The 13,472-nt window shown below is 53.7% G+C and carries 12 protein-coding genes; 3 read left to right on the top strand and 9 right to left on the bottom strand.

The annotated features are described in order from the left end of the window. The first annotated feature begins 64 nt into the window (after positions 1–64). Both era and IPG22_01645 read left to right on the top strand, forming a co-directional pair. Positions 65–970 carry a GTPase Era gene (gene era, locus IPG22_01640; GenBank protein ID MBK6587013.1) on the top strand — a complete coding sequence of 302 codons (906 nt, stop codon included), beginning with the start codon at positions 65–67 and terminating at the stop codon, positions 968–970. 13 nt (positions 971–983) lie between these two features. After that, on the top strand, positions 984–1,856 hold the full coding sequence (locus IPG22_01645; GenBank protein ID MBK6587014.1) for a 50S ribosomal protein L11 methyltransferase: 873 nt from the start codon (positions 984–986) through the stop codon (positions 1,854–1,856). Between the two features lie 120 nt (positions 1,857–1,976). Here IPG22_01645 and IPG22_01650 read toward each other — a convergent pair whose 3' ends face one another. The 4 genes from IPG22_01650 to IPG22_01665 are packed head-to-tail and all read right to left on the bottom strand — an operon-like array spanning position 1,977 to position 7,651. Further along, a complete protein-coding gene (locus tag IPG22_01650; GenBank protein MBK6587015.1) occupies positions 1,977–4,034 on the bottom strand; it encodes a hypothetical protein in 2,058 nt (685 codons plus the stop codon). Positions 4,035–4,076: 42 nt separating this feature from the next. Then, on the bottom strand, positions 4,077–4,535 hold the full coding sequence (locus tag IPG22_01655) for a ribonuclease HI (GenBank protein MBK6587016.1): 459 nt from the start codon (positions 4,533–4,535) through the stop codon (positions 4,077–4,079). After that, on the bottom strand, positions 4,535–5,008 hold the full coding sequence (locus tag IPG22_01660) for a DUF5063 domain-containing protein (protein MBK6587017.1): 474 nt from the start codon (positions 5,006–5,008) through the stop codon (positions 4,535–4,537). The genes IPG22_01655 and IPG22_01660 overlap by 1 nt, the downstream gene beginning before the upstream one ends. Positions 5,009–5,011: 3 nt before the next feature. Further along, positions 5,012–7,651: an AAA family ATPase gene (locus IPG22_01665; GenBank protein MBK6587018.1), complete on the bottom strand. Its 2,640-nt coding sequence runs from the start codon at positions 7,649–7,651 to the stop codon at positions 5,012–5,014. A 236-nt stretch (positions 7,652–7,887) separates the two neighbouring features. Between IPG22_01665 and IPG22_01670 the strand changes: the two genes are divergently transcribed. After that, entirely contained in the window at positions 7,888–8,184 is a 297-nt protein-coding gene (locus tag IPG22_01670) for a hypothetical protein (protein MBK6587019.1), read from the top strand. A gap of 1 nt (position 8,185) precedes the next feature. On the opposite strand, the gene IPG22_01675 is transcribed toward IPG22_01670, so the two are convergent. The 5 genes from IPG22_01675 to IPG22_01695 all read right to left on the bottom strand — a co-directional run bounded on the left by IPG22_01675 (position 8,186) and on the right by IPG22_01695 (position 13,328). Beyond that, complete coding sequence (locus tag IPG22_01675) at positions 8,186–9,244, bottom strand: hypothetical protein (GenBank protein MBK6587020.1); 1,059 nt, start codon at positions 9,242–9,244, stop codon at positions 8,186–8,188. Between the two features lie 21 nt (positions 9,245–9,265). Continuing rightward, positions 9,266–10,135 (bottom strand): zf-HC2 domain-containing protein, encoded by an 870-nt coding sequence (locus IPG22_01680; GenBank protein MBK6587021.1) that lies wholly within the window; start codon positions 10,133–10,135, stop codon positions 9,266–9,268. After that, on the bottom strand, positions 10,132–10,707 hold the full coding sequence (locus IPG22_01685; GenBank protein ID MBK6587022.1) for a sigma-70 family RNA polymerase sigma factor: 576 nt from the start codon (positions 10,705–10,707) through the stop codon (positions 10,132–10,134). The genes IPG22_01680 and IPG22_01685 overlap by 4 nt, the downstream gene beginning before the upstream one ends. Before the next feature lie 72 nt (positions 10,708–10,779). Further along, positions 10,780–12,213 (bottom strand): DUF58 domain-containing protein, encoded by a 1,434-nt coding sequence (locus IPG22_01690; protein ID MBK6587023.1) that lies wholly within the window; start codon positions 12,211–12,213, stop codon positions 10,780–10,782. Positions 12,214–12,329: 116 nt separating this feature from the next. Continuing rightward, positions 12,330–13,328: a MoxR family ATPase gene (locus IPG22_01695; GenBank protein ID MBK6587024.1), complete on the bottom strand. Its 999-nt coding sequence runs from the start codon at positions 13,326–13,328 to the stop codon at positions 12,330–12,332. Positions 13,329–13,472: the final 144 nt, after the last annotated feature.

Genomic DNA, 13,472 nt, shown 5'->3' on the forward strand with positions numbered 1-13,472 from the left:
GCGAACGCGGAACTCCGGACTTCTCACTTCAACATTTCCCGCAAATTCTGCTACCGTCTAAGTAATGTCACAAAACGACTTCAAAAGCGGCTATGTCGCGCTCATCGGACGGCCGAATGCCGGAAAATCTACTTTGCTCAACCGCCTCGTCGGCGAAAAGATCGCGGCTGTCTCGAACAAACCTCAGACGACGCGTCACAGAATTCAGGGAATTGTCACTCGTGACGACGGTCAGATCGTCTTTGTGGACACGCCGGGCGTGCATAAACCCGGACATTTGCTCAACAGACGAATGATGTCGGCGGTGCATGACGCGATAATGTCGGTCGATGTGCTCGTGCTGATGCGGGACGCGAGCGTTTCGACAGGTAACGGGGACAAATTTGTGCTCGATCTCGTGAAACAATCGGGAAAGACGGCCATTCTTGTGCTGAACAAGGTCGATAAGATCAAGGAAAAGGGCAATCTGCTGCCACTGATCGAGAGTTACGCGGCTGAGTATGAATTTGCCGAGATCATTCCGCTGTCTGCTCTGAAAGGCGATGCGATCGAGACTTTGCTTGATCAGATCATCAAACACCTGCCCGTCGGCGATCCGATCTTCAGCGAAGACGAGATGACCGATCAGCCGGTGCGGAGCATCGTGTCTGAAATGGTTCGAGAGAAGATTCTCATCTCGACCGGTGAAGAGATTCCATATGTAACGGCTGTCATCACTGAGGTATTTGACGAATCCGATGCTGAGATTACGAATATTTATTGTGCGATCTTCGTCGAACGGGCTTCGCAAAAGAAGATCGTTATTGGGAAGATGGGAGCCAGGATCAAGGATATCGGGACGAAGGCACGGATCGATATTGAGAATCTGCTGGGGAAAAGAGTTTTTCTAAAACTCTTCGTAAAAGTAGTCGAAGATTGGCGCAATCGGGAACAGACGCTCGATGAGATCGGCGTGCATCAAAAGAAGTAGTTTTTTCTCAATAATGACAACAGATCTAAAGACATGGTATGCCGTCGATATCGTCGCCGACCCGAATGCGGGCGAGGCGATCGAATTTGCGCTGAACGAACTCGAGTGTCTCGGCATCGAGATCGACAGCCTGCGCAAGAAAAAAGGCGAGCCGCAGATGGTCACGGGCTTTTTTGCTGAATTGCCGGGAGCGGTTGAAATAGCAGAGGCGATCGAGGATTCGCTGCGAATTCACGGCCTCGACAGCAGCGTGATCGAAAGCTTCGAGACGCGGGTGGTTGAGGAAACCGACTGGCTCGCCGAGTGGAAGAAGCATTGGAAGCCGACCGAGATCGGCAAATTCATCATCGCCCCGCCTTGGGAAAATGTCACCGAAACCGACAAGATCGTCATAAAGATCGAGCCGAACATGGCTTTTGGAACGGGGACCCATGACACGACGAAGCTTTGTCTGAAAGCCATCGGCGAGGTTTATGAACCGGGACAGTCAGTTCTCGACGTTGGAACCGGAACGGGAATTCTCGCCATTGCTGCCGCAAAGCTCGGAGCGAAAACCCTTTTCGCCTGCGACACCGACGAAGATTCCGTCAAGATAGCCCGGGAGAACGCGGTCTTGAACAACGTCGATTGGATCGAATTTGCAGACGGGCCGCTTCGCGAAGACGCACCGGTTTACGATTTTGTTTTCGCCAATCTGACAGTCGATGTGATCGTGCCGATATTGAAACTTCTGCTCGCAAAAACAGGCTCTCTTTTGCTGTTGTCCGGCATTCTTGCCGAACAGCAACCCATCATCACTGCGGCGCTTCAGGAATCTCAGATCTCAAATTTCAAATTTGATACGTCGGGGGAATGGATATCTGTAATTGTGGAAAAGAGTTCTTAACGCAAAGACGCTAAGAAGCAAAGACGCAAAGGTGAAGATAATAGGATGAGCATTCTGTCATGCCTAATTTATTAGCACCCTTGCGTCTTTGCCACTTAGCGACTTTGCGTTAAAAAAAGGTTAAGGCTTTTTCACCGGTGTAGCGAACGGAATATCCCCATCGTCGGTCACCGTGATCAGCGGCACGCGGGCTTTTGGTCGTTCCCGTGGGGGAGCGGTTTTCAGGATCGGCGGACCTTTGGGAACGGTCAGCGTGCGTGGCGACAGCGATTCGGTTCGCTTTATCATCGTGCCGCCGCGGCCGGCGACCCAGACCTTGCTGCCGCCGCGATAGACGATGGCCTGGAGGACTTTGCTGGTGATGCTTGGCTGTACGGCCCACGTTTTTCCGCCGTCTTCGGTAACGAGAATGGTTCCAAGTTCACCCACCGCAATCGCGGCTTCGGGGCCGAACGCCTGCACCGCAAAAAGGTTAAATCGGGATGCAGATTCCTGATCCTGCCAGGTAACGCCGCCATCGGTAGTTCGCAGCGTAATGCCGCCCGAGCCGACGATAAAACCGTTCTTATCATCGTAAAAGCTGAGCGAATACAGATTGTCGCGGACACCAGTCTTGACTGCCGTCCAGGTCACCGCACCATCGGTCGTGCGAAGTATTGTACCTTTGTCACCGATGACCACACCGGTCCTATCGTCAAAGAACTTCACATCCTCGAGCCACATCTTTGTGCCTGATTCGAATTTCTGCCAGTACGCACCGGCCGTGTCGGTTCGCAGAATGGTTCCTGAAGAGCCGACAGCGAAGCCGATCTTGTCGGAGACGAAATTGACCGACATCAGATCTTCGGTAATGCCAGAGATGCCTTTGCCCCAGCTTGCTCCGCCGTTGATCGTGCGGAGGACCGTGCCGCTGTCACCGACGACCCAGCCGCGTTGGCCGTCGAAGAAGAACGCGGAATTCAGATTTGAGAGCGTTCCTGAGAATGTCGGTATCCATTCGCGGCCGGCGTCGTTTGTAAGCCAGATCTTGCCCCGCGAACCGACCGCGACGCCGATCTCGTCGTCGAGAAAGACGAGGTCATTTACATTCTCTCGACCGCCTTCGCTCAGACGGCGCCAGCTAAATCCGCCGTCGTTGGTGCGCAGGATAAGGCCGTTCTCGCCAACCGCCCAGCCAGTGAATTTGTCGCCCATGAATACGGAAACAAGCTTCGGATTGGTTAGAACATTGAACGGCAGCCACGTTTTGCCACCGTCGCCGGTGACCCAGACCATGCCGTTCGCATCGGTCATCGAGCCGTTTTGATCGTCTGCGAACGAAATGGAAAGCAGGTCGGCACGGCTGAAAATATTAACTCGTGTCCACGTCGCACCGCTGTCCTCGCTGACCGCCACACAGCCGCCGTAACCCGACGCAACGATATTGTTTTCGGCGATGTATGCGGCGTCAGAGACGATCGAGCCTGCGCAAGGATCAGACGCTTTCCATGTCTCGCCGCCATCGGAAGTTGCGAGCGTGACACCGCCGAGGCCGACGGCGATCGCATGTGATTCGTCGCGGAGGTCGATATGTAGGAGGTTTTCCGATGTTCCGGAGGCTTGCGGCTTCCACGTCAGGCCGCCGTCGGTGGTTTTTAGGATGCAGCCGTATGTTCCGGTTATCCAGCCGGTTTTTTGGTCTGCTCCGGTGAATTTGATCGATGAAAAATGGTCTTTGACCTCGGTGGCGACTCGTCGCCAGTCTTTGCCGCCGTTGTCGGTCGTATAGATCGTGCCGCGGGCACCGACAACGAATGCGATATTCTTATCCTTCACGAACACGGACGAGAACGTCACATCTGAAAATGGAATATCCTGCCTTAACCATCGAAAACCGCCGTCGACGGTGCGCAAAACCGTATTATCCGAACCGACCGCATATCCGATCTCTTTGTCCGGAGCGAAGTGTATAGAATAAAGCGGATTTCCTTGCGGCGAAGGATTTTGCCAGACCCAGCCTTGTCCCGTGCGGATCTGGGCAGTGATGGTTAGCGTTGTCAGTAGGAATATTACCGCAGAGACGCAGAGACGCTGAGATAGGAGTTTTAACAACGGATTAACGCGGATGGACACAGATAGAGGAGGAGCGGTAAATGCTCCATCTATCGTCTTTTCTGATCCGTGTCTATCCGATCTCATCCGTGGTTAAAAATTCTTCTCTGCGTCTCCGCGTCTCTGCGGTTAAATTTGAATTGTCCCCAATTCTACTACTGATTCCTCCAATAGGTCCTCATCCACGTACCCAAGCTCCGCCATTTTCCTCGCCATTGAGTCGGCGACTTCCTGGACGCTGTGCCCGCTGTGGCCTTTGACCCATTTCCAGATTATTTGATGCGGTTTGGCTGCGTTATCGAGTCTTTTCCACCAATCGTGATTAGTTTTTCTTTTCCATGTGCCGCCCATCGTCTCGACGACGTAGCGGGAATCCGACCAGATCGTTACGCTGCACGGCTCCTTTAGATTCTCCAGCCCGATCGCCGCCGCCGCAACCTCGGCTTGCTGATTCGTTGCTGCTCCGAGATACTCGCCGACCGCTCGCCAATAGCCCTTAAAGCCAAGTACAGCCACTGCCGCCGCCCGCGGATTGCCTTTTCCATTGCCAAGGCTCGAGCCGTCGCAGACTATTGTTACTTGTTTCATTAATATGATTTATCCGCCAAATAGCTGTGTATCGCTCGTTGGGCTCCTGTAAGATGAGCACCCCAATGAATGTGAAAATTAAATCGCCATTCCCAAACGGCCTCAACGATTTTGGCACGTTTATATAGAACCATGCCTTCTTTGATATCGCGATACATATCCGCAAGATCGTCCGAAAGAGAATTTAGAACTGGTGGTTCTTCTTTAAGTGGATCGAAGACATCCCAATAAAGGTCAATCGGCAATGCTTGAAATCTCTCCAGAATGACATGCCAATCCTCAGAGCTAACTACTTGCTCTGTATCATCGCCACAACCAATATCATCAAGTCCGATGGCGGCGACATGAAGTTCCGCTAGAAGTGTGCGGGCCATCTTCATATCAGCTTCAGGATCCGACGTCGTGACTTCCGCCCACGCGCAATATCGCTCAGCGATCCTAGCAAACCTAGCAATATTCTCGGCTATTTCCATCCTTCAACTTAGCGAAAGCACATTGTCTACATAACTATCAAACGTATCATCATGCGAGATCACGAATAGCTGATCGAAATGCGTGATGCGGCTGATCTGTTGGGCGAAGTTTTCGCGGCGTTCGGCGTCCATGTTGGTGGTTGGCTCGTCGAAGAACGCGATGCGGATGTCGCTCAGTTGCTTTAGCAAAGCGAGCCGCACTGACAAAGCTGCCGACATCTGTTCGCCGCCCGAAAGGCTCACGAACGGCCTTTCAAAGCCGTCTTCCTCCAGGATTATCGAATAATCGTCCGCCCATTTCAGCGTGCGGTCGCCGTTGCCGGTGATCTCGCGAAACATTTGGTTCGCTTCCAGCGAGACGTGATGAACGTAGTTGCGGGCGACACGCGGAGCGGCTTCCTTGAGCGTATCACGAATAAATGCCGTCGCTTCCGAGACCTTTTCGAGGCGTTCTTTTTCGCGGAATTCGTCGGCGAGCGACTTTCGCAGCTCAGTAAATCTCGCGAGTTCGGCCGCGAGCTGCGTTTCACGCTTTTTCGCCGCCTCGAATGTCGCTTTGACCTCAGCCGAACGGCGTTCGACATTGAGCAATTCGGTTCGCTCGATCTTGTGACGGTCCGGATCGTAGTCCGAACCGGCGGCAGCGAGATCGTTCTCAGCCGTTTCAACCAACGCAGACTTGGATGCGAGTTCTGCTGAAGCGTTGTCGAGGTCACACTTTCTTTGCTCCAACGCGTTTGCCTCGGTTTCATTCGCCAGGAATACCCGATGAGCCTCGGCAGTCGCGTCGCGTTCAGAGGTTAAACGCGTCCAGTGTGCGTCGAGTTCCTTAAATTCCTCAAGCTGTTCGTCTAGCAGCTTCCGGTCGCTGGTGAGGCGTTCGAGATTGCTCTCGACATTGCCGAGCCCCTCGCGAATATCGGCCTCGCGGAGCGATTCCTTTTCGAGGATACGAATTCGCGCGGCGGGATCGGCGAGCGATCTAAGCTGCTTTTCAGCTTCAGCGATGCGACGCTCTCCGTCGGCAACATTTTGCTGCTGTTCGAGAGCCGCTTTTTTTGCGTTAAGGGCGGCACCTTCGTCGCGCAGTTCTTGCTCGCGGGTACGGAAACTTTCGAGCGCCCTTGCGAGCGTTTGCCCTTCGCGGGCGGCGGTCAGTTGAGCCTGGATCTGTGTTCGCTCCGATTCAAAATTTGAAATTTGAGATTTGAGATCGAGGAACTGGCCCGACAGATAGCTTTCGAGCGTCTCGCCTTCTTTCAGATTCAGGCATCGCTGCGAGAGGATCGGGCAGAGGCCGTTGCGGACCTCGCTTTGGAATTTTTCATCTCGTTCGAGGTTTGCTTTCAGCGTTGCAATTCCGGCGACGATCTCGGTCTCGCGTTTTTCGAGCGAAGGTTGGGCTTCGGCGGCGATCAGGCCGGCCTCAGCGGCTTTGATGTCCTGCTGAATTTGTTTGTAGCGCTCGCGCATTCGGCCTAGCTGGGAGTTGATGCTGCCGATACGCTCGTCGGCGTTCTTGGCATTTGTGATCGCTTCGCGAAGAGCGACGATCTCTTTTTCGATCGCTTCCTGCTCGATGGCCTTTGGGCGAAGCAGGACTATCTCTTCGCGGGCGTCAAGGATATTCTTTAGATCGCGATCGAGCCGTGTTTTTTCGGCGTTAACGCTGGCGATCGCAGTGGTAGTTTTATTCAGCTCAGAACGTAGCTGATCGCGTTTATTGCGTTCGCGTTCTAGGTCGGTCAGGCGTCCGAGGGTCGCTATATGGCGTTCGTGATCGGGGCGAGCGATTGCGATCTTGTCCGTCGCGACGGCCGCACGTTCGTGTGCGAGCTGAGACTGTTTGAAAACGAGTTCCGCACGGTCCCTTTCCGCACGACTGCGGTCGAGGGCTGTTTTTAGGCCGGAAAGACGCCGTTCTTCTTCATCGAGAGCTTTGACGCGGATCTGCCTCGTTTCGAGGTCGGCGGACAGTTGTTCCATCTCGACGGTTAGATTTGCCGTCTGTTCGGCGGTTCGTTTGTGTTCTTCTTCGACCGTGTCGGAACGGGATAACTCGCCTTCCGCGCGAGCGATGTCTTCGCGGATGCCGCTGATCGAGACATCGAGATAACGGGTCGTTTCACGAAGTTTTTCGGCGGCCTGACGATATTCCTCAACCTTTAACAAACGGTCGAATGCGACCTTTCGCTCGGTCGAACCTTCGAGGAAGATAGCGGTGAACGTGCCCTGTGGAACTCCGATGGCCTGGCGGAAAAGTGATTTGAGATCAGTTCCCGGCTCAAGCCCGAGATGCTGCCAGAGAAAGCGAAAAACCTCTTCCTTCTTGTCCGCGATCCGCATTTGGAGTCGCGGGTCAATGACGTGATAACCCGATCCGGAATCGCGATAGACGATGTATTCGCGTTCGTCGATTCCGCTTTCGAAGGTAACGGTAACCGAGCCTTTTTTTGCTCCACGCCGGACGAAATCTTCTTTTTTATATTCAAGAAGATCAAAAAGAACCCATGCGATCGCCTCGATTATCGTGGTTTTCCCGGCACCGTTCTCGCCGGTGATGGCCGTGGTTCCGCGTTCGAATTGGATTGTCGTGGAGACGTGAGATTTGATGTTCTCAAGCTCGATCTTTGAGATATGCATCGGGCGAATTTCAGATATGAAATATGATTTTAGTTTATCTGCGAGCAAAGCGAAAGAAATCGATACGTGTCTTAGGTTTTTCCTTGTCGCTTTGTTTTCTTTGCACCCTTTGCGTCTTTGCGGGAAACACTGTTGTAGAAATCGACTTTTCCCGCAAAGTCGCAAAGCCGCAGAGTCCGCCAAGGAAGGTGCCATATCAGTGGCACGAAAAGCGGAAATCAGCGACAATCTTTCTCATGAAGATCGAAGCCGGTGATGTCGTAATTGTTGTTCTGCACAGCCCACGCGAAAAGCTACTGGGCGTTTTGAATGAGCTCAGCCCGGCTGGGATCACGATCAGGTCGATCGATCTGAGCTATTTTGACGATTGGTGCAAATCGATCGTGGCGGATGAGGTTTATCTGAACATGAGCGACAACTTTTTCCCGATGTGGCGTGTGGAAAGGATGTCCAGAGACGAAGGGAATGACGATATGCCGTCAATGGCGGAGCAATTTGAGTCAAGAACCAAACGGCGGATCGAGCATCAGTAGGTTACATTTTCTTGATCCCGATACTGCCGTTATTTGTGGTTAGTTTGAGTGTCGCGTCACCGGAACCGGCTTTGCCGCGGATGCTCTTGATCGGGCCCGGGCTGATGTTTTCCGTGGCAATATCTACGGGTATCTCAGTCGAGAAATTACCAAATCCGTAGGTAGCCCACATCTGAAACGAAGATCTCGCCGGTATCGTCAATCTGATCGAGCCCTTTGAAGTACGCAGGTTGTAGGAACCTCCGCTGAGTATCTCGCCGGTGTAAGCCACCGAGCCTGTCACTGAATCGACGGTCATCTGTCGATATTCAAGCGACTGGAGGGCAATTGCCCCGCTGTTCGTGTTTGCCTTGAACGCATCGCCGATCTCGCTTGGCCCCGCTTCGAATACGAGAATATTGCCCGTTGTCGTGCTGAGATTCATCGCTCCTTGCGAGCTTTCAACGGTTATGTCACCTTGTCCCGCGCTAGCCGAGACGCCGCTTGAAATGTTTCGCAATGAAATGTTCCCGCCAATACTGCTCACGTCCACTTTCTTTACGGTGTCAATAGTGGTCGTGATCTCGCGTCCCTTGATCGTGATCGTCGAATTCACGGGAGCGTCGATCTCTATCTCACTACCGGAAATGCACTCGCTGGATGGGCCGAACTTGCTTTTTGAGTCTTCACCGACGAGTTTGATCCAAACCGGTTGGCCCGTCTTAGAACTTTTCTGGAGCGTCCGAAAATTGAATTTATTGCCCTCGCCGACAAAAACCCGGACCTCGCTGCGATTCCAGCCATTAACCCTGACAGTTCCCTCGAGAATGCAACCAAGAAGCAGGTTCACTCCACTGTCAACGGCAATTGACCTTTCGTAGCTATCCTGCGGCCCGTGAGCAGGCACGGGATAACGCGGCGGCACTGAAAGCCGGGCTTCCGGCGAAGGCGGGCTGATCTTAACATCGGGTTTTGCAGGCGGTTCGATTCGAACCGTTTGGGTAGCGGCGACGATAGGACTCAGCGTGAGTAATATCGCCGCTGCCGCACCGAGGATGGGGTTTTCAATGAGCTTGTTCATCAGATCCGGTTTCGTGTCGCCCTATTTAAGGCTCGCAACCAACTCCTCTTTCTGCGCGACCGAATTCAGAAGGTCGATCTTGTTCTGGTATGACGAATACAGGATCTGCTTGGCGGTCTCGTTCTTAGGATTTCGCATTACCTCAGTTCTCATCTTTGCAATGGTGTCATTTACCACCGCCATATCGCGTTCGTATGCAATCCTTTCGGAAGGGCGAAGAACACCGTCCTTTGTCTCATCGACCGTTTTTCCGAGCGTCGAAATGGTCTTCACGTAGCTCTCTTCGCCCGGCATGTAGCCGTTCAACGAGACCGGATTTCGGTCGGCCTCGGCAACTGCGGGACGCCTAACCTCAGGGCGATAGATCGCACGCTCAGGTTTGAATGCCGTGCTGTCCGATTCCGGCGCCGCAACTGCCGTCGGAGTCGATTCCGGAGCGGAAGTCTTATCAACCACCGGAGCCGCGTCTGTCTGTTTCATCACGGGACGGTTTGTGACTGTGGCCACCGTAACATCCGTGCGAGCCTTATTGATCCACAAAATTCCAACCACGCCAAAAACCAACAGCAAACTCGCCGCTGCCACCATCGAGGGATTCGCCAGCGAAATGCGTAAGAACGCCCATGCCTTTTCCCAAAAAGGCTGGTTTTGCTTCTCGACCTTGATCGAGTCGTTGATCTTGTTCCAGAGACGCTGTGTCGGGACGAGCGTGTCCATTTCGCGGGCCAGTACGGGAAATACAAAGGCGGATTCTTCTTCAGCTTCGGCGAGCATCAAGGCACAACTATCGCAGGTCGCGATGTGTGCAGAGACGCGAGCCGTTTCGTCGTGCGACAGTTCACTGTCGAGAAACGCCTGAATGATCCCTATGTCTAAACAAACTTCCTTCATATCGTATCCTTCCCGATCTTCCCGTAAAACCGAGTAAATTCTTGCCTAGCCCGAGCGACAAAAGTGCCGATGCTCGTTTCGTTCAGCTCAAGGCTGGCGGCTATCTCTTTATAAGAGAGGCCTTGCTGCTTCAGTATCAGGCAGCTCCTGAGCGGCTCTTTTATCTTGTTCAGAGCCCTGTAGATCTCGTTGACACCGGAATATTCCTCATAGTCGATCTCTATCGACTGAACCGCTGTCTCCACTGTTTCTTTGACGTAATTTTCGTCCCGCGTGTTCGCCCTAACATTGCCTCGAACAGTGTTCTTGGCAAGATTTATCGCGACCCTTATGAGCCACGGGCGGAGCATTTCACTGTCTGTGATGGAATCCTGATGCTTGTAGAGGCGGAGGAAAGTTTCCTGGGTGATGTCCTCGGCGAGAGCCGCGTCCTGCACGACGGATCGTGCTGCCCGGAAGACAGTTCGGTGATGGAGCGCAAATGCCTCCTCAAACTCGATCATGTCTCTAGCTGCGGCCGTCGCTGTTGTTTCGGACATTATGTCCACAAGAATGTTCGTACTCTCGTTCATTTTCAGCATCATAAAATGCTCTTCACGACCTAGATACACCGCAAAACGCTTACTTGTGACAAGAATTTTCGCTTAAAAGCCAATTATTTTCAATCTTTGAAGCAGTTCCGCCGATATTCCACGCGTCCCATTAGCCGTGACGAGGACAAAGTGGCTGTCGTCGGATCCACTGAGCATACGTTCGAGATCGGGCCTAGGTTCTGCGGAAGTTTCTGCTTTGATAAGGAGCGGCACCGTGAGTGAGAGGCGTTTTAGCGATTCGTGCAGGTGAGCACGGCCGCTGCCAAGTTCGCCGGTGTCATCACCGATGATGAGCCGCGTGTCGGCATTCTCATTTATGAACCTCGCGAGAAGCGACGCGACGAGGCTGGCGCCAGCTTCGAATCGACCCGAAAGAACCACGGGCTTGCCGGCTTGCTCTGCCGCAATTTTGTCGCGAATAGGTGCTTGGTCGCTGTCATCCGGGATTTCGGGATCGAAGATCAGAGTTACCCGCTTTTCGTCTTCGGCGGCGAATTCGCGAACAGTCAGCTGGCGTGTTCGGGCCGTGGCCTTCCAGTCGATGCGGCGAAGATCGTCGTGCGGTTGGTAGCCTCGAAGCGAGAGCAGGTCCTGGCCGCTGCCGCGTTTATTTGAAACACGGCGTCCAAGATCGAGGGGAACATTATCGATCTCGGGCGAAACGTCCGTGATCCTTGGAAAGACGATCAGCTCGGCCTCGCGTGCCGGTAACCGACGACGATGGCGGAAAAAGCCAAATGGGAACTTGGTCGAAAGTTCGAAATCTTTGATCGAAAGCCGGCCGCGGTTCGGAAAAATATGCTCGGTTTTTGCCTCGACAGATTCGCGGGCCGCCACATAAACGAAATGATTCAGCGTTCGGCGGACGACCGGTGCCTGACTGAGCCGTTTAGCGATCCATTTCGGAAAGATCGCATCGATGTGGTCGGCGGCAACCGAGCGCTCGCGTTCGCGGCCGCGAACCTCGACGACGACCGAGAACGCCGGCAGCAGGCGCTTGCGGTTATTCATGCTCACGAGGATCGGGGTCGGCTCACCCGCGAAGATCGTCTCGGGAAAACGCATCGTCACGTCCAGTCTTTTCAAACAAAGGCTGCCCGCAAAAAATCCCACCACCATCGCGGCAAGCAAAAACGCGAGCACCAAGAAGAGCAGATTATTTCCCGTGTTCCAAGCCGAGAATCCGACGATCAGGATCAGAACCAAAACAACGGCTCCGCCTGTCGTAAACTCGAACGGCAGATTCATCTGCGAGGCTTCGCGCCCCGCGTTTCGAGCAAGCGGCGGCACGATAAAAACAAGGATCAGCAAAACGAAAACCAGCGACGCTGAAGCGGCGATCGCGGCAAGCCGCACATCACCTAGCTGATGTGCATAGAGCGTCAGACCCGACAATCCAAGGCCGCCGAAAACCACAATAATGCCCAGAATTGCATTTCGCAGATCACGTAAGCTGAAGAGTTGGCTGGCTAGTTTGAGATTCATTGACTGGAGTGCAAGCACCCCTGCTTGCACGTGCTGAATTAGAAATCGTTAAACTAACCGGTTAAGACGCCGCCATCGAAGCTCGGCGACTGGCAAGCGGGACGCTTGCGCTCCAGTCAGATCGGCACGCTTACCTTTTGCAATATTTCCTGCAGGATCGCCTCCGCTTCACGGGTTCGGCTGCGGACGGTGTTTATACGCGAATTTACTATTACGCGGTGAGCGAAGCAGGGAACTACAAGCCGTTTGATGTCATCGGCGATACAGTAATCGCGACCCTCGATAACGGCGAGGGCCTGAGCTGAGCGGAAAAGGGCGAGCGTGCCGCGCGGGCTGACGCCGAGTTCCAGCGATTCCGCCTTTCGCGTGTGATCGACGATCTGCAATAAATAATCGATCAGAGCATCGTCAAACCGGACGCGGCCGACTAGTTCCTGAAGTTTCAGAAGCTCGTCACGTGACATTACCGATTCGATGACGTTCAGCGGATCGCGGCCCTCGCGGTCGCGAAGCAGCTGCCGCTCGTCCGCAATGCTCGGATAACCGATGTGCAGCCGCAGCATAAAGCGGTCGAGCTGCGATTCAGGCAGCGGATAGGTGCCGTGATGTTCGGACGGGTTTTGCGTTGCAATTACGATGAACGGAGCCGGAAGACGCCGCGTGAATCCCTCGACCGTGACCTGTTCCTCCGCCATCGCTTCGAGCAAAGCGGATTGGGTTTTAGGCGTCGCGCGGTTTATCTCGTCCGCGAGGACGATGTTTGAAAAAATCGGCCCGGGCTTCCAGTCAAATTCGCCGCTCCGTTGATTGAACATCGAAAGCCCGATGACATCCGACGGAAGCAGGTCCGACGTGAACTGAATTCGTTGAAATGAAAGTTCGAGAGCCCGGGCGAGCGAATTAGCGAGCGTTGTTTTCCCGATCCCCGGAACGTCCTCGATCAGCAGATGGCCCTTGCCGAGCAGAGCGATCAAAGCGAATTTCACGGTCTCGGATTTACCGCGAATGACATTCTCGATCGTCGCCTGGAGCCTGGCGACCTTAGCCGCCGGATCGAAATCGAGAGCAACGCCCTCACCCGCTTGTGTTATTTCTGTTACGATCCAATCTCTCATTTAATGCGTCAGCGTCTTGGCTGTATAAACTATTCTACCCGATTAGAAACAACCACCGCACCAAAAAGTTGCAAAATGACTGGAGAGCAAGCGTCCGGCTTGCCACAGGCGGAGTTTTTGACCATTTGATCGTCCGAATTCAAG

The organism is Acidobacteriota bacterium (genome assembly GCA_016703965.1).
In the GTDB taxonomy this organism is placed as follows: domain Bacteria; phylum Acidobacteriota; class Blastocatellia; order Pyrinomonadales; family Pyrinomonadaceae; genus OLB17.

Bases quoted from the DNA above. Each gene is read 5' to 3' on its own strand.
- era (MBK6587013.1), top strand. From the start codon at position 65: ATGTCACAAAACGACTTCAAAAGCGGCTATGTCGCGCTCATCGGACGG.
- IPG22_01645 (MBK6587014.1), top strand. From the start codon at position 984: ATGACAACAGATCTAAAGACATGGTATGCCGTCGATATCGTCGCCGAC.
- IPG22_01650 (MBK6587015.1), bottom strand. From the start codon at position 4,034: ATGAGATCGGATAGACACGGATCAGAAAAGACGATAGATGGAGCATTT.
- IPG22_01655 (MBK6587016.1), bottom strand. From the start codon at position 4,535: ATGAAACAAGTAACAATAGTCTGCGACGGCTCGAGCCTTGGCAATGGA.
- IPG22_01660 (MBK6587017.1), bottom strand. From the start codon at position 5,008: ATGGAAATAGCCGAGAATATTGCTAGGTTTGCTAGGATCGCTGAGCGA.
- IPG22_01665 (MBK6587018.1), bottom strand. From the start codon at position 7,651: ATGCATATCTCAAAGATCGAGCTTGAGAACATCAAATCTCACGTCTCC.
- IPG22_01670 (MBK6587019.1), top strand. From the start codon at position 7,888: ATGAAGATCGAAGCCGGTGATGTCGTAATTGTTGTTCTGCACAGCCCA.
- IPG22_01675 (MBK6587020.1), bottom strand. From the start codon at position 9,244: ATGAACAAGCTCATTGAAAACCCCATCCTCGGTGCGGCAGCGGCGATA.
- IPG22_01680 (MBK6587021.1), bottom strand. From the start codon at position 10,135: ATGAAGGAAGTTTGTTTAGACATAGGGATCATTCAGGCGTTTCTCGAC.
- IPG22_01685 (MBK6587022.1), bottom strand. From the start codon at position 10,707: ATGAACGAGAGTACGAACATTCTTGTGGACATAATGTCCGAAACAACA.
- IPG22_01690 (MBK6587023.1), bottom strand. From the start codon at position 12,213: ATGAATCTCAAACTAGCCAGCCAACTCTTCAGCTTACGTGATCTGCGA.
- IPG22_01695 (MBK6587024.1), bottom strand. From the start codon at position 13,328: ATGAGAGATTGGATCGTAACAGAAATAACACAAGCGGGTGAGGGCGTT.